Here is an 18278-nt window from a genome sequence, read left to right on the forward strand (position 1 = left end):
GAGGAGGGGATGGGGCTGAAATGGGGCAGGAATATTACGCGCCCCCATTTTTCTGCTTCTTTTCAAACATTGAATCAAAGTGGCTGGCAGCTTTTTGATCAGCTTCTTCAAGTACATGTCCATAAGTATTCATTGTTGTAGAAATGGTAGAGTGTCCTAATCTTTCTTGGATGATTTTAGCATGTACTTGCTTATTGATTAGTAAGGTTGCTGAAGTATGTCTCAGATCATGAAATCTTATTTTCTTTAAATTATATTTCTCGACCAATCTTAACCAGTACTGAGCAATACTATCTGGTCGTATAGGTCGCCCGAATTCGTTAGCGAATAAGAAGAGATGATCAGGCCATTCTCTAAGCGAACCTGCTTTCATTGTTTCACGTTTACGTTGATTGTCTAATCGTTTTAGCATGTCCATCATTGCACTAGGCACAGATATAGTTCTTTCTCGATCTGTCTTTGTAGCTTTGATTCCAACACCGCCGCCTTTTAACTCATATGCCGATTGTTCTATGCGCACGGTGTTCTTTTCGAAATTAAGATGCTTTGATTCAAGAGCAGCAATTTCCCCTTGCCGAGCAGCAGAGGTAAGAGCAAACATAATACATGTTTGCCAGTTAAAAGGTTCGTTAGTCATGTGAGCCAATAGAACACTAACATCTTCTTCATTATATACTTCTGTCTTTTTGCTTCTTACTTTAGGTGGCTTAGCGGCAGATGCTGGGTTTTCATTAATCAATTTCCACTTAGTAGCAAGATTTAAGATGTTATTAAACGCTTTGTAGATATTATTCAGCGATGAAGCAGATAGCACACCTTTCTTACCGTCCAACCGTTTACCGTTCTTACTTAACTCATCTAGGAAGTTAACTATATGAATAGTTTTGATGTCTGATAGCTTCATATGTCCATATACAGGTAGTATTCGGGTGTTTAGTATGTTCACATAGTTTGTTCTTGTATCGTGACCTAACTCTTTCTCTGCATACTTTTGGAGCCAATCGTCGTAGAACTGACTTAATGTCATCTTTTCTGGTTTAACGTAAGTACCACCTCTTATGGTCATTTCAAATTCAGCTAATTTCAGACGTGCATCCTTAATACCTTTAGCTTTAACAGTAATTCTTTCTCTGATGGCTTTACCTTTATTATCATATCCAATGACTACGCTAAGTCGATAGCTGCCATTTCCTCTGTCCTCAACAGATCCCATATAAACAACTCCTTATCTTTCTCATATACATTTCGTACCTTTCTGCAGCGAATTGATAACTCACATTAAACTTATCCGATATGATTAGAGCGGCATAATGACATTGATCCGGAAGTAACATTTTTCTAAGCATGAAAGTAGGGACACAGAAATGGTAAGCAAATATATTAGCCTGAGTCTCCTGCAACTCCTTGAAACTATCTGGCATAAGCACTTGATTGCCAGAATGTCGCAGTACATGACAAAGCTCATGCCCAAATACATGCCATTGAGCTGTGCTGTCCAAGCGTTCATCTATTAGAATAGAAATCATCCCATCTTCACGATTAATATACTTACTTTTGCCATCCCAATAATGTAACCATATGCCGAGCCTGCCGGCGATTAATTCCTTGCTGATGTGTGAAGCTTCTGTGATATTAATTTGCTGATAGACTTCCTCAACAAAGTCTTCTAGATGACTAGTGTAATAGAATTTCCCCATGATGAAACCTCCAAGCAATGCGTATTAGAACATGTGTTCTGTTTTTGGTTGAAATAAAAACCCTGAATAGGGCTTTTATTTTTCTCCATCTTTCTTTTCAGCTTCTTCCCAGGAGAGGACATCAAATTCAATGCGTTTTTCCTCACCGATATCCTCGTATGTCTCCATATTGTAAGGAGGAGTAACAATTAAAGTGATTTTCTTTATTTCAGCTTCTGGGTCTTTTAAGATGTACCAAGCCTGACCTTCTTTTTTAACCTTGCCATAGAAGTCACCGCCTGCTTCACCAGAAAGCAATATTTCTGATTCCAATTGTTCTCCTGTGTCAGTTGTAACGATAGCTTGGTCAGGGTAGAAGCTAACATCCTTGTCAGTTTTATTTTCAGAAATTAGATCCACAATAATTACTTTAGCTTTGTCGGCACCTTCAAAAATGTATTCCTTAGCGTCTGCATCTGGTACTACATCGACTACACCGACACCGCCAACCTTCATCTCAACACCACCAAAGTCAAATGGTTTTAGTGGATTGTCTTCAACGCCATCAATACCAGCTTCTTCACTGTATCCAATACCTACAACTTCACCTTTGCCAAAACCTTCTTCTTCGAATTTACCTTCATCTCTAAAACCTTCGCCCGATGATTCACCTTCAGCAGTCTTTTCTTTTTCCTGCTCTTCCATATATTCAGCTTGTTTCTCAGCAGATGAAGCGTCTTCTGCTACTGCTGTTTCTTCCTTTTTGTTTTCAGTATCTTTATCGCTAGAAGCTTCTTTATCAGACCCACATGCTGCTAAAAGAAAGGTTAATAATGCTAGAAACAGTAAAGCTAGTAATTTCTTACTCATTAATTGACTCCCCTTAATAGTTATTGTTTGTCGCCGGGCTTACGGTTCTTTTCTCTCTTAAGTATGAATTCCAATGCTCGTATTGCTTCTTCTTCTGTAATGTCTCCATCGGAAGCGGCTATGTTTGTATCTGCGTCTTTTATAATCTCTTTGGCCTGTTGATGGAAGTCTTCGCCTTTTAGCAAGAAATCCGTTGAAACATCGAAGTACTCCGATAACTTAATTAACATATCGTAATCTGGTTTTCTTCTGTTTTTCTCATAGGCTACATAAGCAGGTCTAGTTATATTCAAAACGTCAGCTATCTCTTGTTGGGTTTTCTTTTTACGCACTCTCAGCTTATAAAGCCTGTCTCCAAGCATATCCTCACCACCGTTTCTACCATGCATTTTACAGTAACAGTTAGTTACATATCTATATTAGTAACAAATCGCAACCTTTTTTCTATTCATATGTTGACAAAGTAACAAAATGATACTATTATAAATGTAACGAAACGTTACAGGAGGTGATTACCAATGAGAGTATGGTTAAAAGAATTTAGAGAACAACGTGACTACACACAAGAGAAAGTAGCTAAATTGTCCGGGATCGAGCGCTCTTATTACACTATGATTGAAGGAGGCAAACGTATACCAAGTGTTACTGTCGCACAATCTATCGGAAGAGCATTAGGGTTTGATTGGACTATTTTTTTTACACAAAATAGTAACGAAGTGACACGTGACGAAGCGCAAGAAGTCTGCTAACCAATAAGCATACTTCGCACACTGCACAGAGCGACTGAGAGCGAGAGGGAGCGACGATATGAGCCCCACCAAAATACATGCAGGCCATTGCCTAGACCGGACGTTCTCTGCAGTGTGTGAAGGAGAAGAAAGGAGAACCAATATGTTTATAAATAATGAGAAGGAAACCTCTGCTGCAACAGAGGAATCCAAATTTGATCTTGCTACTACTCTTTCAAATTCGATGCGATACGCTGGGAAGAATTTTGGTATGCCAACTCGACAATTATTGGAACGTAGTTTGAAACCATATGCCCCGTATGAAGAGCTGAAGATTGAAGGGCAGCTCCAGCAGCGCCAGAAATTACTTCCTTGATGTAGTCTCTATCGGATAGATTCTTCTCGTCAGCTACATCAAATACTGCTTGCAATGTATCCATTAAAGCTGTTTCCGCAAGTTTCATAGCATCTAACTGAATCGCTTCCATGTCATTCTCGAGTTTTTCTATTGGAGCAAAATCACTTTTATCAATTTTCATTTCATCACCCCCTTTTGTCTCATTTTACGACAAATAGGGAGAAAATTCCTTAGGAGGAAAGAAAATGACTGAATTAAAACTAGTTTCACAGAATGGACAAGTACTAGCTGATAGTCGTGAAGTAGCAACAATGATTGAGAAAAATCACGGTCATCTAATTAGGGATATCAATCAATACAGAAGCATCATGGATCAAAATCCAGATTTGGATTCTGATGATTTCTTCATAGAATCGCAATATCAAGCCGGTACAGGCAAGCTATACAAAATGTACTACCTCACCAAAATCGGCTGTGACATGGTCGCTAACAAGATGACAGGAACAAAAGGTGTACTGTTCACAGCTACTTACACTAAAAAGTTTCAGCAGATGGAACAAGAGTTGCAACAAGGCTTTAAACTTCCAAGCAACTTTAAGGAAGCATTGCTTCATCTGGTTGCAAAAGAAGAGGAAAACGAGAAACTTCAACAAGAAAACGCAGAACTTAAACCAAAAGCTTCTTATTACGACCTTGTATTGCAGAACAAATCATTGCTCGCTATAAGTACTATCGCTAAGGATTACGGTATGGGCGCTCAGACACTGAACAAAATGCTATATGAGTTGGGAGTTCAATATAAACAAGGTGGCGTGTGGCTGCTATATCACAAGTACCAAGCAGAAGGATATACGCAGTCTAAAACACACACTATTGATTCAGAAAAGAGTGCAACACATACCTATTGGACACAGAAAGGTCGCATGTTTATTTACCGAATATTGAAAAAAGAAAAAGGGATCGTCCCTTTAATAGAAAGAGACGATGAACAATTACGACTTGTAAGATAAACAAATTCTCATAAGGGAGTGAGAACATGTCACAAAAATTTGATGTACCAGGTTGTGCCGATTACCTTGGCGTATGCACTGACACCATCTACACGATGGTAAGGGAGAAACAGATTCCACACGCAAGGATTCGTCGTCGCATCATCTTCTCAAGGGAGTCAATCGATGCTTGGATTCGGGAGCAGGAAGCCAAAAGCATGATCGTTGAAGATGAAGCAATTTAACTTATATAAGCAACATTGGGAGTATGTCACTCAGTTACTTCTATAAAACAATAATACAACGAATTAAGGGACAAGAAAGGACGAGAACACGTGGCGAACAAAGCATATTCTTTGGAAAATCTGCACCTACAAATGAGGGAGGAACGCCTATGCGCGGGATTAAGCCAGGAACAAATGGGAGCACTTTTGAAAAAGGGTCGAAAAGCAGTGAGCGAAATCGAAAATGGATACGTCAAGCCAAACCCCCTTCTAGCAATTAGGTGGTTCGAAATTACCGAATCTTATGAACATATCGACTTGGTTCATTACCTGTTCAATCTGCACCCTTTGGCGACTGTTCCAGTGGATCCAGAACTTAATCAACGTCCGGCCATGGCGACAAATAATTTACGCAGACAGATAGAACATGCACTGCCAGCAATAGAACGGATAGAGGAATGGATGTTAAAACAGCGACCAGGAAGAAAAACAGAAATACCTTTAGGTGATTTCAAGGAATTAAGCGATCTGGATGATGCACTAAAAACTCTGTTTTACGCCTGTCAAAGAAAAGTCGGTTTGGATATGAAGGAAGTTTCGGATTCGTGGACTATGGAAGCGTTGGCCGATCAAGTGGCTATGCCTCGGTACCAAGAAAAAACAAAGGAGATGAGTTTTGCATGAAACGCATTCTAGCTGAACAATTCAAACCATCGGACATAGCAGCTGCTGAAAGAGAGATTGTATGTATCAAAGATATGTTGATTGAAGCTCAAATGGATGTAGATAAGGGATTTTACGAAGGGCTAATTTTACGCTTAGAGAATGCCACGCGATCAGCCAAACAAATGCTGAAGATGCAAGAAGAAAAGACGCAATCTGATGAAATCTTGGAGTTAGTCCAGGAGATAGAAGAGCAGGGACGAGTAAATGAAATGTACAGACGTTTCAAAGGTAAAGAGGCGATATGAATCCGAAAGTATTCTTCCCCATAGCTTTCGTTCTAATGTTGGTAGCTCTCTACTTTTGCATCATCATTTTTGCGGCATAAGAAAAGACGCATAGCGGCTGGCACCACTAGCGTCCTTAGTTATCTCAATACAAACCGATTATAACATATGCCAATTTACTCGCCAAGGGAGGGCGTAGTTATGGAAGCAACGGACATTATCGAAGTGGAATATGACCAATTTGGCAGGATGAAAAGACATCCATTGTATCACCACAACAGCTACAATCGGACTCCTTTTACGGTGGAGGAGTTGGAATACATTTGTAAGTATTGGCATGCCGATCACATGGATGATCTAGGACTAGCGTTAGGAAGAACGGGAGTAAGCTTGGCGCAGCAGGTATCTAATCTTCGGAAACAAGGATTGTTCGAACACTACAAAAATATGAATCGTCACTGGTGACGGGATGGAGGAAGTTATGAGAGAGATTAAGTTTCGAGCTTGGTATGGAGAAAAGATCGGCATGCTTGAGCCGACTTTTAATGGCAGCATCAACGAGATATTCGCTGAACGAAACGGAGAATACATGCAATACACAGGCCTAAAGGACAAGAACGGCAAGGAGATATACGAAGGCGACGTTTATCATCAGGGCGATCCTAAAATTACGTATACAGTCGTATGGCACGATACAGGTTTTAAAGGCAAACAAAACAGCAGTAGTAGCTATGCTGGCTTGGAACATTGGCAAGAAAGAATTGAGGTTGTAGGCAACATTTACGAACCAAAGGAATGACCATCCGGTCTTCCTCAGTGAGCATAGATCCTGTGCTTAGTGAGGGCTATCGGATAGCTCAATACATAGGAGAGGAGGACAAGCATGGAACATCCAGCAATAGCGCAAACGCTTCGAACAGGCTACCCGTTCCCGATTCATTCAGACATTCACGGATATGACTACTGGGGCAAAGAAATAGTTCGCGGTGAAGATGTAGTCGAGATTGATGGAGACTTGGTGCTGCAGGATGACTTACAGAAGTATCTGAGTGAAGTGTATCACGCCAAATTTTATACAGCGAAATAGGAGGATTCATGTGATAGCAGAAAAGGCAGCGTTCATTTATCGATGTGAGTATTGTAGCAAACGTTTTTTAACTAAGCAGGGAGCTAAACGTCACGAAGAAGATTATTGCTATAAGTCACCGATTCCGGAACAGAAAAAGCAAGATAAACAAGCATCATGTGACCATGAATTCAAAACGGTTTACGACTACATTCCTGGTGAAGCAGTCAAGGAACCGCAGTATGACCAATGTATCCATTGCGAATTTATCCAATAAAAAAACCACCCATAAGGTGGCGGTCAGTCAGTTATAAAGATTCGCACCTTTAGAATAGCTGATTGGCCGGCAAATATCAAGGGAGTGAGGGTATGCAAGAAGACTTTAACTTGTTGTTCCAAGAACATTTAAAAACTATGACCAGAGACAACGCATTCATAACAACTGTCTACTGCATAGGGATAAACGGTAATTTAGATGACCTTAAGAGCGTTATTAAGGATCACAAAAATATAGTGATGGAGGAAATATTCAATGGCAAATCTCGTACAGCAATTTGAACAGTCTCAACAGCCATCTGTTTTAGGACAAGCATCATCCAGCCGTGAAATGGAGGAAGTAAAGGGGCAGATATTCATGGCTCGTCAGTTCCCTCGGAATATTTATCAAGCAGAGCAAAGGATCCTGGACAACTGCAAACGTGCATCTTTGGCAGAAGTTGCAGTCTACAGCTATCCAAGGGGTGGGACGAAGGTAGAAGGACCTTCCATCCGATTGGCTGAGGTACTAGCACAGAACTGGGGCAACCTTTCATTCGGCGTGAAAGAGCTAGAGCAGCGTGAAGGTGAATCTGTCGCCCTGGCTTATGCCTGGGACTTAGAAACCAACGTTCGCCAAGAGAAAGTATTCACAGTTAAGCACTCGCGTAAAGCCGGAGGGAAGCTTAAAAAGCTCGATGATCCACGCGATATCTACGAGCTGGTTGCGAATAACGGTTCCCGTCGGGTTCGTGCATGCATCCTTGGTATCATCCCTGGTGACATCGTTGAAAAGGCAGTGCAGGAGTGCAACAAGACATTGGAAGGTGGAAATGGCCGACCGTTGAAAGATCGCATTGCGAAAACGCTGGAACTATTCAAAGAAGAATACGGAGTCACACAGCAGCAACTAGAAGAATATGTCGGCTACAACATTTCAGCTTTCACTGATCGCGACTTAGCTGGACTAGGCAAGATTTACACCTCTTTGAAAGACGGTATGTCCAAGCCAGTTGACTGGTTCGGCAAGAAAGCTGCAGCTGATAAACCAAAGGATGACAAACCATCCAGTAAACTGGCCGCCGACATGCAAAATGAGCAGGACAAGCCAAAGGAAGTGAAAGATGATGTCAGCGTTAATGACCTTGACCCAAGCAAACTACCACTCGACTGAAGCTAACCGGGATTACTTCTCTGTTTCCCAATTCAAAAGGTTTGAGCAATGCGAAGCCAAAGCAATGGCAGATCTGAAAGGTGAATATAAAGAGCCGACTACTAACGCTTTACTGGTTGGCTCCTACGTTCACGCAGCATTCGAAAGTGATGAAGCATTCAATGACATTTTGACACAGAACAGTGACGCAATATTCAAGAATAACGGCAGCAAATACGCCGACTTCGAAACAGCTGACCGAATGATTGAGACATTGAAGAACGACAACTTGTCCATGTTCGCTCTGACAGGTGAAAAAGAGGTCATTATGACTGCTGAACTGTTCGGGGTCCCTTGGAAAATGAAAGCAGACAACATCAATCTAGACCGAGGATTCTTCTCAGACATAAAGACCACACAGGAGCTTCATAAACGCTACTGGAGCAACAAATACGAAGGTTGGGTGTCATTTATCGAAGCATGGGGTTATGTGCTCCAGATGGCTCTGTATCGCTTAGTCATTAAGGCTAATACCGGAAAAGAGCTGACACCATATATTGTGGCAGTTACAAAAGAGAATCCATGCAATAAGGCAGTGATCCACTTTGACGAATCAAGGTTCACATTCGAGGAGGAATACCTGGAAATGCGAATGGGGCGATTCAAGAAAGTAAAATCCGGTGAAGAAGAACCGAGCAGCTGTGGTAACTGCATCTATTGCCGACAGACTAAGAAACTAGCAGACACGATTGAAGTGGGAGCCTTGCTCTACGAATAGGAGGAAATGAAATGTTAAACAGAGTCGTACTTGCTGGCCGTCTGGTCCGCGATCCAGAGCTTAAATACACACCAAATGGCGTGGCAGTTGCGAACTTTACTCTTGCGGTGAACCGACCATTCAAAAGTCAATCAGGAGAAAGTGAAGCAGATTTCATCAACTGTGTCGTTTGGAGAAAGCCGGCAGAGAACCTGGCTAACTACATGAGTAAAGGAAGCTTAGTCGGAGTGGATGGACGTGTACAGACACGCAGCTTCGATAATCAGGAAGGCAAGAAAGTGTACGTGACTGAAATCGTTGCCGACAGTGTGCAGTTCCTTGAATCAAAAGGCGGCAGCAACACTCAAAGCAATAACCAAAGCTACAACGGTGGCGGACAAGCTAACCAGCAGCAGAATAATGATCCATTTAAAGACAAAGGTGAACCAATCGATATTTCAGATGATGATTTGCCTTTCTAAATATTAGTCATATTCACGAACACAGTCACCTGCTAGAAGAAGCAAAGTAAAAGCATATGGCTGCCTCGGGAGCGGCGGCTAGAAATAACACCTAAAGGGAGAGGTGAAAGGGAGTATGGCAAGACCAAGAAAAGAAGGAATGGATTACTTTCCACATGACACAGACGCCAGCAGCGATGAAAAGCTTGAAGCATTGCGATCCGTCCATGGGAACGATGGATATGCATTTTACTTCATCCTTCTGGAAAGGATTTACCGGACAAGTCAGGCTGCATTGGATGTATCAAAACCTGTATTGTTCAAAGCTTTGGCTAACAAGCTGATGGTATCAGAACAGAAGCTTACAGACATGCTGCACGATTCATTTGATCTTGAGTTGTTGGATAGAGAAGCTTTTGAATCAAAGGGTTGGATCACCAGCAATGGCATAAGGAAACGACATGAAGAAGTAGAAAACATGAGGAATAAGTGGAGAAAAACGAAAGATACAGGAGTTTTCCAGGGAGAAAACACAGCGGATAATTCGGGAGATAACGCCGGGAAAAGCCCACAAAGTAAAGGAAAGGAAAGTAAAGCAAATAAAAAGCAAAGTAAAGAACAGGAAAGCAAGGTAGAGAACGCTACCTCCTACCTGTCCGAAAACTTTTTCAATGCATCCTTAAAAGAAAAAGAAACCTTATTCAGCTTTATCGATGATCTCGGTGATGAGCTTTGTATCGAAGCTATGAAAAGAACTCGTATTGCTGAAAAGAAGTTGTCCTATGCTTTAGGAATCTTAAAACAATGGTATGCCAAAGGTATCCGAAATATGAAAGATGTTGATCGTGATGATGATTTGCACAACAAAAACAGCAATGTAAGACAGTTCAAGCCTAGAAGACAGCAACATGTATATGATCCTGCGTCTGACGCATTCTGAGGAGGTAGACAATGAAATCATTCAAAGACGCGTTCAAAAGTAGCAGTTTTGCACAAAAGATTAAGCCAGCAGGCAGCCGTAACTGCGAAACCTGCGGTAATGAATACAAAGTCTATGAAACTCCTGCAGGTGTACAAGGTGCATGTAAGACTTGCTCAGACAATGAACTTAAGAAGGGACTACCATTCATCGAAGACCTTCAAGAAAGACGTGAAAGAAACTTCATCGAAAAGTTTGAGCGCGTGCCTTGGGATCTCCATGAAGCCACTGTAAATTCATTCAAACCAGATTCTGAGTATGCATCGCAAGGAGAAGCTAGAAATTTAGTGGCTCGATTCATTCAAGGGTTTGCCAACGATGAAGGGGCGTCGCTTGTATTGAGCGGTTCCCCCGGCCTTGGCAAAAGTCATCTTGCGTATGCTGCAGCTAAAGCACTGAAGCACCAGAACTACAAGGTCCTGTATATAAAAGCTTCGGATTTACTGGAGTACGTAAGAGGTACATTTTCACCGAAGTCGGAGCTTACTGAGACGCAGATATTCGACATGATATCAGGACTTGATTTGTTGGTGATGGATGACGTAGGTGCTGAGTACGTGAAAATGAACGATCATGGCTACGAAACATGGGTGTCTGATGTTCTGTGTAAAGTGTTCGATCTACGACTCAATAAGCCCGTTATTTGTACAACTAACTATACAGAGCGGGAGCTAGCAACCAAATACGGGATGCACGGCAATCGTATTACTTCAAGGATGCTGCAGAACGCAAAAGGGATACGGCTAGAAGGCAAGGATCGTAGAAAAAGGGAGGATGCATTCTGATGTGCAACATCTGCCACAATGGAGTATTTCACAATCTGGCCGGGGCTGTAACGCAAATAAGACCCTGCCCAAATGGTTGCAATAGGGCAACACCGGAAGAGTTGGATGCCAGGATTGAACGACAGATTCAGCGGTTGCTGACTGCTATGAGGAAGCGTGAAGCTAATGCCTGCTGAAGCATCGGTTTTCAAAAGGGAGAAGGCGAGCGACAGATACATTTTGCCGATCAAGGATCCTGGACACTGGACCAACATGCTTGAGGATCTTGAATTCATTATTGAGACAGAAAAGTTAGATGAAATAGCGAGACTACACAACGAAGGATACAACATGCACCAAATTAGTAAATGCGTGAAACGGTACTCATGGGAAACACTCATCGCAATAATTCATTTGGCACGTCAAGGCAGGCTGACGCGACCGATAGCATTTGTGCAATGACCACCATGGATTATGTGATTGTCATCGTAGTACCGGCAGCATTGTTTATTATCTTATGGCTTACGACAGGGGAGTGGTGAAGATGAACTCCATCGAATTATTTGCCGGAATTGGCGGAATCAGCCTAGCAGCTGAATGGGCAGGGATTGAAACAAAAGCATTTTGTGAGATTGAGCCATTTGCTCAAAGGGTCTTGAACAAGCATTGGCCGGATGTACCGATCTTTGACGATGTAAGAACACTTAATAAACAAGCATTGGAAAAAAGGGGAGTTGACGTTGGAGCAATTGAGCTTATTACAGGAGGATTCCCTTGCCAGCCTTACAGTATTGCCGGGAAGCGAAAAGGCAAGGGAGATGACCGTGACCTCTGGCCAGAGATGTTTAGGATTATCAAAGAAATCAGACCCCGTTGGGTTGTTGGTGAAAACGTTGCTAACTTCGTCAACATGGAGCTCGACAGAACGCTTTTTGACTTGGAGAGTGCAGGTTACAAGGGGCAATCGTTTGTTATACCGGCTGCAGCCATCGGCGCCAAGCATGAGCGAATGCGGACATTCGTTGTTGCCTACTCCGACAGCATCGGACGGGACGACAGGCGGGATCATCGGGAAAAACGATACCTACAAGATGAACAAGACAGGAACACTGCGGAAGATAAATCAGAACGGATCGGACGGTTCAATAGGGCTGGGGAGGTACGTTCAGTTCTGGCCGACACCAAGAACCAAGGGAATGTGCGGAGGAACGGGATCTTTTCAGAAGATGATGGAGCTTCAGAACAAAGGAATCATAACGGAGAAGGAAAGAAAGCAAATGACTGCAGGGAATGGTGGTCAGTTGAACCCGACGTGGGTCGAGTGGCTAATGGGGTTCCCAATCGGGTGGACAGAATTAAGGGACTCGGAAACGCGGTAGTGCCTCAGCAGATCTACCCGATATTCAAAGCAATCATGGACATTGAGAACAGAACACTTAGGTAAGGGGGAAAAGAATGTGAATTTAAAAGCATTGTTTGAAACACAAGCAAAGTTGGAAGCAGATATTTTGGAGAAGCACCCGGTGCAAGAAGGCGAGGATAGACTCAGCAAGAAGATACTGGCGCTGCAAGTGGAGCTGGGAGAATGTGCGAACGAATGGCGCGGGTTTAAGTTTTGGAGTCTTAAGCAAAATCCGATTCAAAGTAAATGGTGTGAAAGATGCCAGGGTTCCGGAAAAATCTATGGCGGATCCTTGCTTAATGAAAAGGTATTAGACTGCTGGCACTGTGATGGAAAGGGTTCTACTAATCCTCTGCTTGAGGAGTACGTTGACTGCCTGCATTTCATTTTGAGTATTGGGTTGGAGTTAAATGCAAGGGACATAGTAATCGATGGTAATTATACAGAAGAAAATACAGTTAAAACATTTATCAAGCTATACGATGATATAACAATGATTCTAACGGACTTGGGAACAGATATTTTTCGAGGACATATAAGAACAGACTATGAAGAGCTATTTAATACCTTTATTGGATTAGGAGAAAAACATCTAGGCTTCACTTGGGAACAAATCGAACAAGCCTACTACGAAAAGAACATGATCAATCATCAACGGCAACAGTCGGGATATTGAGGTGATTACATGCCATTACTTAAAGAATACGCCGGAAGGCAACGGCAAGCAGTCATAGACCGACGCTGGTACCTGATAGATAAGCTGAAACGATTTGGTGTGATTGAATACAAAGGAGTGCCGATCGAGCAGGCGGGACTGGTGCAGCTGGAGGATTTGCATATCAAGGTGATGTGCGAGAGGGGGAAGCAGGTTGAAGACTAAGAATAAAGCTGATCGAGTTAAATTAGCTAATGAACTTTTGAATATGATTGGCAGGCTGGGTAGACATTACTTTTACAATAAGGACGAAAATGCAATGTCAATCTTCGTGATAAGAGGCAGAAACAAGCGATTATGGTTCATCGATAAATTAGGATTCCTAGTCAATCCCTATGAATCTAACATAAGCAATGACACTGGTTTTTCAGAAGGTGGAACGCTTTGGTCGCTGGTGCATGATATGAGAGAGTACATCCTTACAGTTAAAGCTACGAACGGCAATCATGGTTATAGCGGTCTGTTGGGTGAAGGATGGGGCTATTCGCAAGAGGAGATGCAGGAAATCATTGGCTTTGCAGAACAGATAGGATTTATTGATAGGGCTGAGATAAATGCCTAGAAGCAAGTACGGTGCCAAGAAGGTAACTCTTGATGGCCACACATTTGATTCCAAAGCCGAAGCACATTTCTATCAATATACGAAACTACGGTTAAAAGCCGGAGACATTCAAGCATACGAACTACAACCAAGATACTTACTACAAGAAGCATTCAAGCACCAGGGCAAGTCAATTCAGAAGATGGAGTATGTGGCAGACTTCCTGATTACGCACAATGATGGCAGCCAGGAGGTAGTCGATGTAAAAGGTGTGGAGACAGAGGCTTTTAAGATCAAAAAGAAACTATTCTACAAGCGGTACCCGGATTTGAAGCTATCACTAATGACTTACAAGCATGAACTTGGCGGCTGGATTGAGTTGGACGAGCTCAAGAAGTTGGAAAGGAAGGCAAAAACGAAACGGCAGAAGAAAGGGGCGGTATAGATGGACAGATCAAATGATCCTCTTATGCTAAGCAAAAACACCCGTGTAGCTGCATTTATTGAAATATTGAAAACAAAGAAGGGTGAACCGACAGTTGTACTGATTGATGGAGTGGAATTCGTGAAGAAGCCAGCAGGCCAGAAGGGGAGGAAGTAAGATGAGCCAAGAAAAACGGTGTGATTATAACACTTGTAAAGAAATAGCTACGACTAAAGGTCATGTGTGGACCAGGGATAAAGAGTTTATTGAAGTAAATGCTTGCGATGAACATTCAAAACTTAGTGGCTTCTTTCCAGAACCGAAGGAGGAAGACAAATGAACAAATACAAGCTTGATTACAAACTGACAAACGGTGAGAAAGGCACACAAAACATGCCGGCAAACACGATTGAGGGTGCTAAAAAGGGAGCGCTGGCGCACATCGCTGATCGTGAAATGGTGGAAGTGGACGAGATTGACGAAAGTTCTTTGGTAGTCACATATGTTGGGCCATGGGTTCGAAATAAGAACGTTGAATGCGAGGGATGCACCTGATGAGGATACTAACTAATGGTGAACAACTAGTTGGAAAGACAGTAGCCTTTGCGCATATTGCTCAGTTTGCTACAGCTGTAACTCTAGCAACCACAGACAACGAAGTAATTGTTTTTGAACCCGAATACGATTTCGAGGAAGAGGACATGTTCCGTTCGCGAATAAGGATATACCAACCTTACAGAGCTATTGAATATATCGAGAATCATAATTACGTAAGAGAAGAACTGGGAAAGAAAGGAATTTTCGATATCGAGGCGTACAAACAGAAAGAGAAAGAGCGACGTGAGCAGGAAAATAAAAAATTGGAAGAACTAAAAGAAAAACGAGAAAGAGAAGCTTACGAGCGACTTAAATTAAAGTTTGAAAAATAGACCAAATTTGCCATATATTACGTGCCATACAAAGGGAGAAGTGGTATAATGGAAACAGCTAGAAACGTTGATATGACGCAGAACGTAGCGATTGACAAGCAGCGAATGATTGCGGAAGTACCACTTGTAGACGGCATGATTTACACGGTTGTAAAAGGCAGGATTGAAGTTATTGATCCACCCGAGAAAGGATTCGGGAATTACAACTTCTGTTATCAGGATGGACAAGTGATTGACGTAGTGAAGTCAATTCGTCAACGATTCAAATAAAATAAGTCTGAGCGAAAAACGCAGGACATGAACCAAATCCTAAAGGGAGGATTCGGTTTGTGTCCTTTTTTATTTATCCAAAAAGGGAGCAATGGATATGAAAATGACATACAGGATTTTGATGAGGAAGAGTCCTTATCGTAAAGACCGCGACAAACCAGCACAACAGCCAATTCAGCGCAGCAGATATGCACAGTCTTTGTGGGAAGTAGGTGCAGGGTGGAAATGAGCTCAAAAGATCTGATTGAGTTGTCTTTGAAGGTTGCCAAGCCCTTTTATATCTTAAACAGGACGAAGAACAAGCGGATTCAAAGAAAGCAGCTAAAAAAGCTGGAACAAGTATCTGGCGGCACTTTCTCTTACTTCGAAGACGAGGAGGAAATGTATTATGCTGACGGCAAATAGGGAGCTTGCTGTACACGATAACTGGGCGGACAGAATGATTATTGAGTATGAGAAGGGTCGTCAAGGTTTGAGTCAGATGAAGAACGCTCTGGATCCCGAGAATATTCATGATCAAAAAGATAAGTCACAGATTAATAGCATGATTGGCGAGATGTCGGAAGCTATGGAATGGATGAAATGTGGGCATCATCCAGGAGCAAGGGGTATAGAACGAAAATCAGCTTATCAGAGGCGTTCTCTGGTGAATATGGACTTGATGCCTTCCTTGGATATCGAACCACAGCAAAGGGAGCTGACAGAGGACGAGAAGCACGCCATACGCGATGTTTTAATCTTACTGTCTCACAGGGAAAGAGAATGTTTCCTTTTGCATAAAGCGCAAGGATGGTCAATGTCAGAGATTGCGAGAGAGCTCCATATCAGCAAGCCGACAGTGCAAAAATACATTAATCGTGCCAAGGAAAAAATAAAAGAAAAAATAATTTAAAATTTCTTTGTCATACGATTGTCATACGAACCCACCTAAGGGTGAAGGGGTTAGATGATAAGCTGAATAAAGTGGTTTGCCAAGGAACTTCGTTCCTCCAAACCCACTCTCATTCGAGATAGAATTGGTACATCTTTCTACCATTCATGCTCTAGATTCGCTGTTAACCTTATAGGGAGGCGGTGAATCTATGAAGCTCACTCTATCAGCGCAGGTGATTTCAAAAGGGAGAGATCACGTGGTGCTGAATACACAAGTAAATAGCAAGGATATCGGCGACAAGAAGCCGAAAATAAGGATCATTGCGCGAAGCAGTGGGGAAAATAATTAAAGCCTCCATAGTGGGGCTTTTTTAGTTAACAAAACTTTCCTGGAATCTTGTAAAATAGATTTGGGAGGTAGGATATGAATTATAAAGAGATATTTAAAATTTCAGCTTTAGGATTGGTTTTATTAGGGATTATAGTAATCGACATAATCGCGATTGTCGCGATTAATAAAGTTGTTGATGTACTAAGTGATGCCATTTTAGGTGGTATTATTGGATTTGTAGGTGCTTTAATTGGTGGAGCAATAACTTATTTTGGTGTTAGTATGCAATTACATCATAGGAAAGTGGAAAACTTCCTTCTCAATGCTCAAGAGAGATTAAATGTTTTATCCGGTATAATGCCAAAGTATAATAAATATTTAAATAGGTTATTCGTTTATCAATATTCTCAACAAGCTCAAAAGGATAAAGTAATTGCGAATGAGGCCTTAGAAGAAACAGCAAGAGAGTTTTTGGAAGAAATTAATAAACAAAGTTTCGAAATATCGAGGGCGCTCGAATATAAAGACGCAAAATTGTTTAATGTGTATCTAAAATTTTTGAATTCAAAATTATTTCTCTATACACACAGGAAAGATATATCTGATTCAGAGCTTACTGCAGCTGTTGAAGACATCAGAAGTATACTGGGATTGTTAAAACGAAGTAATGACACTCTTGAAGAAAAATACAGAAAATATCATAAGCAATACACAATATAAGCACCCTTATGGGTGTTTTTTAGTTAACAAATTCTTCCTGAAATCCGGTAAAATGGATATGGAGGGGTGATTCATATGAAGAAATATTATGCTTGGGCGCTATTATTTGGATTCATTTTTATTGAAATCATATTCATTGTAATGGGGACCATGTTTTCTTTAAAAATAACTGGTTTAAATGACACGGAAATATTAGGTGGTCTAATAGGGTTTGCAGGAGCAATTTTAGGAGGGATTCTAACTCTTGGTGGTGTCTATTTAACCATAAGAGCTAATAAAAAGAGCAAAGAAGAGGAAGATTTGCCGGTTCAGATTTACAGAGTAGAGGAAAGTAAAAACTTTTTGGAGCGCTTAGATCAAATAGAAATGCCGACCTATATATCCAGAGACCCATATGATATGAAATATTTTTTCATAGAAGTTGATGAAGATTTAAGGGTTTATTACACAAATACCTTTGAATTATTAACAGTAACTTATTTAGAAGAGCTTCGGCGGAACTTAACTTTTGTCGATACTGAGACATACAAGATGTTTTTAGACACCCATGAAAAAATAACTAGAATAGAATTGGAAGATTTCTTCGATGCTAAGGATCAAATAATGGAATTCCAAGAGTTAATGATTAAGAAACATTATCCTGAATGGGATTACGAAGAGCAATACGGTTTTTTAGAAGAGTTGGATGATGAAGATGAGGCACGATTTAATGAATTAATGGGGATCTTATGGAAAGCGGATAGGAGGATACATTACCACATAGATCAAGCTTATGGGGACTTATATATTCAATTATCTTTAAAGCATGATGATCTTATTAAAGAGTTAAAAAAAGCAAATTAG

Annotated in this window: 36 protein-coding genes; 31 read left to right on the top strand and 5 right to left on the bottom strand. The window is 41.4% G+C overall.

What is annotated here, in order from left to right; genetic code table 11:
• Positions 1 to 34 precede the first annotated feature (34 nt).
• From CHH91_RS04370 to CHH91_RS04385, 4 genes are all read right to left on the bottom strand, one after another.
• Positions 35 to 1213, bottom strand: coding sequence for a tyrosine-type recombinase/integrase (locus CHH91_RS04370; protein ID WP_095222264.1), 1179 nt, complete (start codon positions 1211 to 1213; stop codon positions 35 to 37).
• Positions 1200 to 1697 carry an ImmA/IrrE family metallo-endopeptidase gene (locus CHH91_RS04375; protein WP_095222265.1) on the bottom strand — a complete coding sequence of 166 codons (498 nt, stop codon included), beginning with the start codon at positions 1695 to 1697 and terminating at the stop codon, positions 1200 to 1202. The genes CHH91_RS04370 and CHH91_RS04375 overlap by 14 nt, the downstream gene beginning before the upstream one ends.
• 75 nt (positions 1698 to 1772) lie before the next feature.
• Positions 1773 to 2546: a hypothetical protein gene (locus CHH91_RS04380; protein ID WP_095222266.1), complete on the bottom strand. Its 774-nt coding sequence runs from the start codon at positions 2544 to 2546 to the stop codon at positions 1773 to 1775.
• 20 nt (positions 2547 to 2566) lie between these two features.
• A complete protein-coding gene (locus tag CHH91_RS04385; protein WP_176465667.1) occupies positions 2567 to 2908 on the bottom strand; it encodes a helix-turn-helix domain-containing protein in 342 nt (113 codons plus the stop codon).
• Positions 2909 to 3064: 156 nt separating this feature from the next.
• Here CHH91_RS04385 and CHH91_RS04390 point away from each other — a divergent pair, with 156 nt between their 5' ends.
• Complete coding sequence (locus CHH91_RS04390; RefSeq protein WP_095222268.1) at positions 3065 to 3295, top strand: helix-turn-helix transcriptional regulator; 231 nt, start codon at positions 3065 to 3067, stop codon at positions 3293 to 3295.
• A 206-nt stretch (positions 3296 to 3501) separates the two neighbouring features.
• Here CHH91_RS04390 and CHH91_RS04395 read toward each other — a convergent pair whose 3' ends face one another.
• On the bottom strand, positions 3502 to 3813 hold the full coding sequence (locus tag CHH91_RS04395) for a hypothetical protein (RefSeq protein WP_095222269.1): 312 nt from the start codon (positions 3811 to 3813) through the stop codon (positions 3502 to 3504).
• A 64-nt stretch (positions 3814 to 3877) separates the two neighbouring features.
• Between CHH91_RS04395 and CHH91_RS04400 the strand changes: the two genes are divergently transcribed.
• From CHH91_RS04400 to CHH91_RS04530, 30 genes are all read left to right on the top strand, one after another.
• Entirely contained in the window at positions 3878 to 4642 is a 765-nt protein-coding gene (locus CHH91_RS04400; protein ID WP_095222270.1) for a phage antirepressor KilAC domain-containing protein, read from the top strand.
• Between the two features lie 26 nt (positions 4643 to 4668).
• Positions 4669 to 4866, top strand: a complete 198-nt coding sequence (locus tag CHH91_RS04405) for a helix-turn-helix domain-containing protein (RefSeq protein WP_095222271.1) — start codon at positions 4669 to 4671, stop codon at positions 4864 to 4866.
• Positions 4867 to 4956: 90 nt separating this feature from the next.
• Complete coding sequence (locus CHH91_RS04410) at positions 4957 to 5529, top strand: helix-turn-helix domain-containing protein (protein WP_095222272.1); 573 nt, start codon at positions 4957 to 4959, stop codon at positions 5527 to 5529.
• Entirely contained in the window at positions 5526 to 5816 is a 291-nt protein-coding gene (locus CHH91_RS04415; protein ID WP_095222273.1) for a hypothetical protein, read from the top strand. Before CHH91_RS04410 ends, CHH91_RS04415 begins: the two co-directional genes overlap by 4 nt.
• Positions 5817 to 5996: 180 nt before the next feature.
• Positions 5997 to 6260, top strand: a complete 264-nt coding sequence (locus CHH91_RS04420; protein WP_286160690.1) for a DNA-entry nuclease — start codon at positions 5997 to 5999, stop codon at positions 6258 to 6260.
• A gap of 16 nt (positions 6261 to 6276) precedes the next feature.
• Positions 6277 to 6594 carry a YopX family protein gene (locus CHH91_RS04425; protein ID WP_095222274.1) on the top strand — a complete coding sequence of 106 codons (318 nt, stop codon included), beginning with the start codon at positions 6277 to 6279 and terminating at the stop codon, positions 6592 to 6594.
• A gap of 84 nt (positions 6595 to 6678) precedes the next feature.
• Positions 6679 to 6882 (top strand): YqaI family protein, encoded by a 204-nt coding sequence (locus tag CHH91_RS04430; RefSeq protein WP_095222275.1) that lies wholly within the window; start codon positions 6679 to 6681, stop codon positions 6880 to 6882.
• A gap of 10 nt (positions 6883 to 6892) precedes the next feature.
• A complete protein-coding gene (locus CHH91_RS04435) occupies positions 6893 to 7138 on the top strand; it encodes a hypothetical protein (protein ID WP_095222276.1) in 246 nt (81 codons plus the stop codon).
• A gap of 255 nt (positions 7139 to 7393) precedes the next feature.
• Positions 7394 to 8290 carry a hypothetical protein gene (locus CHH91_RS04445; protein ID WP_095222278.1) on the top strand — a complete coding sequence of 299 codons (897 nt, stop codon included), beginning with the start codon at positions 7394 to 7396 and terminating at the stop codon, positions 8288 to 8290.
• Complete coding sequence (locus tag CHH91_RS04450) at positions 8241 to 9047, top strand: PD-(D/E)XK nuclease-like domain-containing protein (protein ID WP_286160691.1); 807 nt, start codon at positions 8241 to 8243, stop codon at positions 9045 to 9047. The genes CHH91_RS04445 and CHH91_RS04450 overlap by 50 nt, the downstream gene beginning before the upstream one ends.
• A gap of 11 nt (positions 9048 to 9058) precedes the next feature.
• Positions 9059 to 9508, top strand: coding sequence for a single-stranded DNA-binding protein (gene ssb, locus CHH91_RS04455; RefSeq protein WP_095222279.1), 450 nt, complete (start codon positions 9059 to 9061; stop codon positions 9506 to 9508).
• A gap of 115 nt (positions 9509 to 9623) precedes the next feature.
• Positions 9624 to 10427: a Lin1244/Lin1753 domain-containing protein gene (locus CHH91_RS04460; protein WP_095222280.1), complete on the top strand. Its 804-nt coding sequence runs from the start codon at positions 9624 to 9626 to the stop codon at positions 10425 to 10427.
• A gap of 11 nt (positions 10428 to 10438) precedes the next feature.
• Positions 10439 to 11251 carry an ATP-binding protein gene (locus CHH91_RS04465; RefSeq protein ID WP_095222281.1) on the top strand — a complete coding sequence of 271 codons (813 nt, stop codon included), beginning with the start codon at positions 10439 to 10441 and terminating at the stop codon, positions 11249 to 11251.
• Between the two features lie 165 nt (positions 11252 to 11416).
• Positions 11417 to 11692, top strand: a complete 276-nt coding sequence (locus CHH91_RS04470; RefSeq protein ID WP_095222282.1) for a hypothetical protein — start codon at positions 11417 to 11419, stop codon at positions 11690 to 11692.
• Between the two features lie 82 nt (positions 11693 to 11774).
• Positions 11775 to 12674 (top strand): DNA cytosine methyltransferase, encoded by a 900-nt coding sequence (locus CHH91_RS04475; RefSeq protein WP_095222283.1) that lies wholly within the window; start codon positions 11775 to 11777, stop codon positions 12672 to 12674.
• Positions 12675 to 12687: 13 nt separating this feature from the next.
• Positions 12688 to 13308, top strand: a complete 621-nt coding sequence (locus tag CHH91_RS04480) for a dUTP diphosphatase (RefSeq protein WP_095222284.1) — start codon at positions 12688 to 12690, stop codon at positions 13306 to 13308.
• Positions 13309 to 13317: 9 nt separating this feature from the next.
• On the top strand, positions 13318 to 13512 hold the full coding sequence (locus CHH91_RS04485; RefSeq protein ID WP_095222285.1) for a hypothetical protein: 195 nt from the start codon (positions 13318 to 13320) through the stop codon (positions 13510 to 13512).
• A complete protein-coding gene (locus CHH91_RS04490; protein ID WP_095222286.1) occupies positions 13502 to 13909 on the top strand; it encodes a hypothetical protein in 408 nt (135 codons plus the stop codon). Before CHH91_RS04485 ends, CHH91_RS04490 begins: the two co-directional genes overlap by 11 nt.
• Complete coding sequence (locus tag CHH91_RS04495; protein WP_095222287.1) at positions 13902 to 14333, top strand: DUF1064 domain-containing protein; 432 nt, start codon at positions 13902 to 13904, stop codon at positions 14331 to 14333. Before CHH91_RS04490 ends, CHH91_RS04495 begins: the two co-directional genes overlap by 8 nt.
• Positions 14334 to 14489 carry a hypothetical protein gene (locus CHH91_RS20460; protein ID WP_176465669.1) on the top strand — a complete coding sequence of 52 codons (156 nt, stop codon included), beginning with the start codon at positions 14334 to 14336 and terminating at the stop codon, positions 14487 to 14489.
• 1 nt (position 14490) lies between these two features.
• A complete protein-coding gene (locus CHH91_RS20465; protein WP_176465670.1) occupies positions 14491 to 14652 on the top strand; it encodes a hypothetical protein in 162 nt (53 codons plus the stop codon).
• A complete protein-coding gene (locus CHH91_RS04500) occupies positions 14649 to 14867 on the top strand; it encodes a hypothetical protein (RefSeq protein WP_095222288.1) in 219 nt (72 codons plus the stop codon). The genes CHH91_RS20465 and CHH91_RS04500 overlap by 4 nt, the downstream gene beginning before the upstream one ends.
• On the top strand, positions 14867 to 15241 hold the full coding sequence (locus CHH91_RS04505) for a hypothetical protein (RefSeq protein ID WP_095222289.1): 375 nt from the start codon (positions 14867 to 14869) through the stop codon (positions 15239 to 15241). The genes CHH91_RS04500 and CHH91_RS04505 overlap by 1 nt, the downstream gene beginning before the upstream one ends.
• Before the next feature lie 48 nt (positions 15242 to 15289).
• Entirely contained in the window at positions 15290 to 15511 is a 222-nt protein-coding gene (locus CHH91_RS04510) for a DUF3954 domain-containing protein (RefSeq protein WP_095222290.1), read from the top strand.
• Between the two features lie 97 nt (positions 15512 to 15608).
• Positions 15609 to 15740, top strand: a complete 132-nt coding sequence (locus tag CHH91_RS21175) for a hypothetical protein (RefSeq protein WP_286160692.1) — start codon at positions 15609 to 15611, stop codon at positions 15738 to 15740.
• Positions 15737 to 15916, top strand: a complete 180-nt coding sequence (locus CHH91_RS04515; RefSeq protein WP_095222291.1) for a hypothetical protein — start codon at positions 15737 to 15739, stop codon at positions 15914 to 15916. The genes CHH91_RS21175 and CHH91_RS04515 overlap by 4 nt, the downstream gene beginning before the upstream one ends.
• A complete protein-coding gene (locus CHH91_RS04520; RefSeq protein ID WP_095222292.1) occupies positions 15900 to 16403 on the top strand; it encodes a sigma-70 family RNA polymerase sigma factor in 504 nt (167 codons plus the stop codon). The genes CHH91_RS04515 and CHH91_RS04520 overlap by 17 nt, the downstream gene beginning before the upstream one ends.
• A gap of 190 nt (positions 16404 to 16593) precedes the next feature.
• Positions 16594 to 16734, top strand: a complete 141-nt coding sequence (locus tag CHH91_RS20470) for a hypothetical protein (RefSeq protein WP_176465671.1) — start codon at positions 16594 to 16596, stop codon at positions 16732 to 16734.
• A 74-nt stretch (positions 16735 to 16808) separates the two neighbouring features.
• The gene (locus tag CHH91_RS04525; RefSeq protein ID WP_095222293.1) at positions 16809 to 17435 is read left to right on the top strand and encodes a hypothetical protein; all 627 of its coding nucleotides are present in this window, start codon (positions 16809 to 16811) and stop codon (positions 17433 to 17435) included.
• A gap of 75 nt (positions 17436 to 17510) precedes the next feature.
• Positions 17511 to 18278: a hypothetical protein gene (locus CHH91_RS04530; protein WP_095222294.1), complete on the top strand. Its 768-nt coding sequence runs from the start codon at positions 17511 to 17513 to the stop codon at positions 18276 to 18278.

The organism is Virgibacillus sp. 7505 (assembly GCF_002272135.1).
In the GTDB taxonomy this organism is placed as follows: Bacteria; Bacillota; Bacilli; order Bacillales; family Amphibacillaceae; genus Terribacillus.

Excerpts from the sequence above, each read along its gene's own strand:
- CHH91_RS04465 (WP_095222281.1), top strand. The coding sequence starts at position 10,439 with ATGAAATCATTCAAAGACGCGTTCAAAAGTAGCAGTTTTGCACAAAAG.
- CHH91_RS20465 (WP_176465670.1), top strand. The coding sequence starts at position 14,491 with ATGAGCCAAGAAAAACGGTGTGATTATAACACTTGTAAAGAAATAGCT.
- CHH91_RS04525 (WP_095222293.1), top strand. The coding sequence starts at position 16,809 with ATGAATTATAAAGAGATATTTAAAATTTCAGCTTTAGGATTGGTTTTA.
- CHH91_RS04510 (WP_095222290.1), top strand. The coding sequence starts at position 15,290 with ATGGAAACAGCTAGAAACGTTGATATGACGCAGAACGTAGCGATTGAC.
- CHH91_RS04420 (WP_286160690.1), top strand. The coding sequence starts at position 5,997 with ATGGAAGCAACGGACATTATCGAAGTGGAATATGACCAATTTGGCAGG.
- CHH91_RS04520 (WP_095222292.1), top strand. The coding sequence starts at position 15,900 with ATGCTGACGGCAAATAGGGAGCTTGCTGTACACGATAACTGGGCGGAC.
- CHH91_RS04460 (WP_095222280.1), top strand. The coding sequence starts at position 9,624 with ATGGCAAGACCAAGAAAAGAAGGAATGGATTACTTTCCACATGACACA.
- CHH91_RS04400 (WP_095222270.1), top strand. The coding sequence starts at position 3,878 with ATGACTGAATTAAAACTAGTTTCACAGAATGGACAAGTACTAGCTGAT.
- CHH91_RS04505 (WP_095222289.1), top strand. The coding sequence starts at position 14,867 with ATGAGGATACTAACTAATGGTGAACAACTAGTTGGAAAGACAGTAGCC.
- CHH91_RS04485 (WP_095222285.1), top strand. The coding sequence starts at position 13,318 with ATGCCATTACTTAAAGAATACGCCGGAAGGCAACGGCAAGCAGTCATA.
- CHH91_RS04530 (WP_095222294.1), top strand. The coding sequence starts at position 17,511 with ATGAAGAAATATTATGCTTGGGCGCTATTATTTGGATTCATTTTTATT.
- CHH91_RS04380 (WP_095222266.1), bottom strand. The coding sequence starts at position 2,546 with ATGAGTAAGAAATTACTAGCTTTACTGTTTCTAGCATTATTAACCTTT.
- CHH91_RS21175 (WP_286160692.1), top strand. The coding sequence starts at position 15,609 with ATGAAAATGACATACAGGATTTTGATGAGGAAGAGTCCTTATCGTAAA.
- CHH91_RS04405 (WP_095222271.1), top strand. The coding sequence starts at position 4,669 with ATGTCACAAAAATTTGATGTACCAGGTTGTGCCGATTACCTTGGCGTA.
- CHH91_RS04515 (WP_095222291.1), top strand. The coding sequence starts at position 15,737 with ATGAGCTCAAAAGATCTGATTGAGTTGTCTTTGAAGGTTGCCAAGCCC.
- CHH91_RS04395 (WP_095222269.1), bottom strand. The coding sequence starts at position 3,813 with ATGAAAATTGATAAAAGTGATTTTGCTCCAATAGAAAAACTCGAGAAT.
- CHH91_RS04430 (WP_095222275.1), top strand. The coding sequence starts at position 6,679 with ATGGAACATCCAGCAATAGCGCAAACGCTTCGAACAGGCTACCCGTTC.
- CHH91_RS04450 (WP_286160691.1), top strand. The coding sequence starts at position 8,241 with ATGATGTCAGCGTTAATGACCTTGACCCAAGCAAACTACCACTCGACT.
- CHH91_RS04390 (WP_095222268.1), top strand. The coding sequence starts at position 3,065 with ATGAGAGTATGGTTAAAAGAATTTAGAGAACAACGTGACTACACACAA.
- CHH91_RS04385 (WP_176465667.1), bottom strand. The coding sequence starts at position 2,908 with ATGCTTGGAGACAGGCTTTATAAGCTGAGAGTGCGTAAAAAGAAAACC.
- CHH91_RS04470 (WP_095222282.1), top strand. The coding sequence starts at position 11,417 with ATGCCTGCTGAAGCATCGGTTTTCAAAAGGGAGAAGGCGAGCGACAGA.
- CHH91_RS20470 (WP_176465671.1), top strand. The coding sequence starts at position 16,594 with ATGAAGCTCACTCTATCAGCGCAGGTGATTTCAAAAGGGAGAGATCAC.
- CHH91_RS04445 (WP_095222278.1), top strand. The coding sequence starts at position 7,394 with ATGGCAAATCTCGTACAGCAATTTGAACAGTCTCAACAGCCATCTGTT.
- CHH91_RS04415 (WP_095222273.1), top strand. The coding sequence starts at position 5,526 with ATGAAACGCATTCTAGCTGAACAATTCAAACCATCGGACATAGCAGCT.
- CHH91_RS04375 (WP_095222265.1), bottom strand. The coding sequence starts at position 1,697 with ATGGGGAAATTCTATTACACTAGTCATCTAGAAGACTTTGTTGAGGAA.
- CHH91_RS04495 (WP_095222287.1), top strand. The coding sequence starts at position 13,902 with ATGCCTAGAAGCAAGTACGGTGCCAAGAAGGTAACTCTTGATGGCCAC.
- CHH91_RS20460 (WP_176465669.1), top strand. The coding sequence starts at position 14,334 with ATGGACAGATCAAATGATCCTCTTATGCTAAGCAAAAACACCCGTGTA.
- CHH91_RS04425 (WP_095222274.1), top strand. The coding sequence starts at position 6,277 with ATGAGAGAGATTAAGTTTCGAGCTTGGTATGGAGAAAAGATCGGCATG.
- CHH91_RS04370 (WP_095222264.1), bottom strand. The coding sequence starts at position 1,213 with ATGGGATCTGTTGAGGACAGAGGAAATGGCAGCTATCGACTTAGCGTA.
- CHH91_RS04500 (WP_095222288.1), top strand. The coding sequence starts at position 14,649 with ATGAACAAATACAAGCTTGATTACAAACTGACAAACGGTGAGAAAGGC.
- ssb (WP_095222279.1), top strand. The coding sequence starts at position 9,059 with ATGTTAAACAGAGTCGTACTTGCTGGCCGTCTGGTCCGCGATCCAGAG.
- CHH91_RS04475 (WP_095222283.1), top strand. The coding sequence starts at position 11,775 with ATGAACTCCATCGAATTATTTGCCGGAATTGGCGGAATCAGCCTAGCA.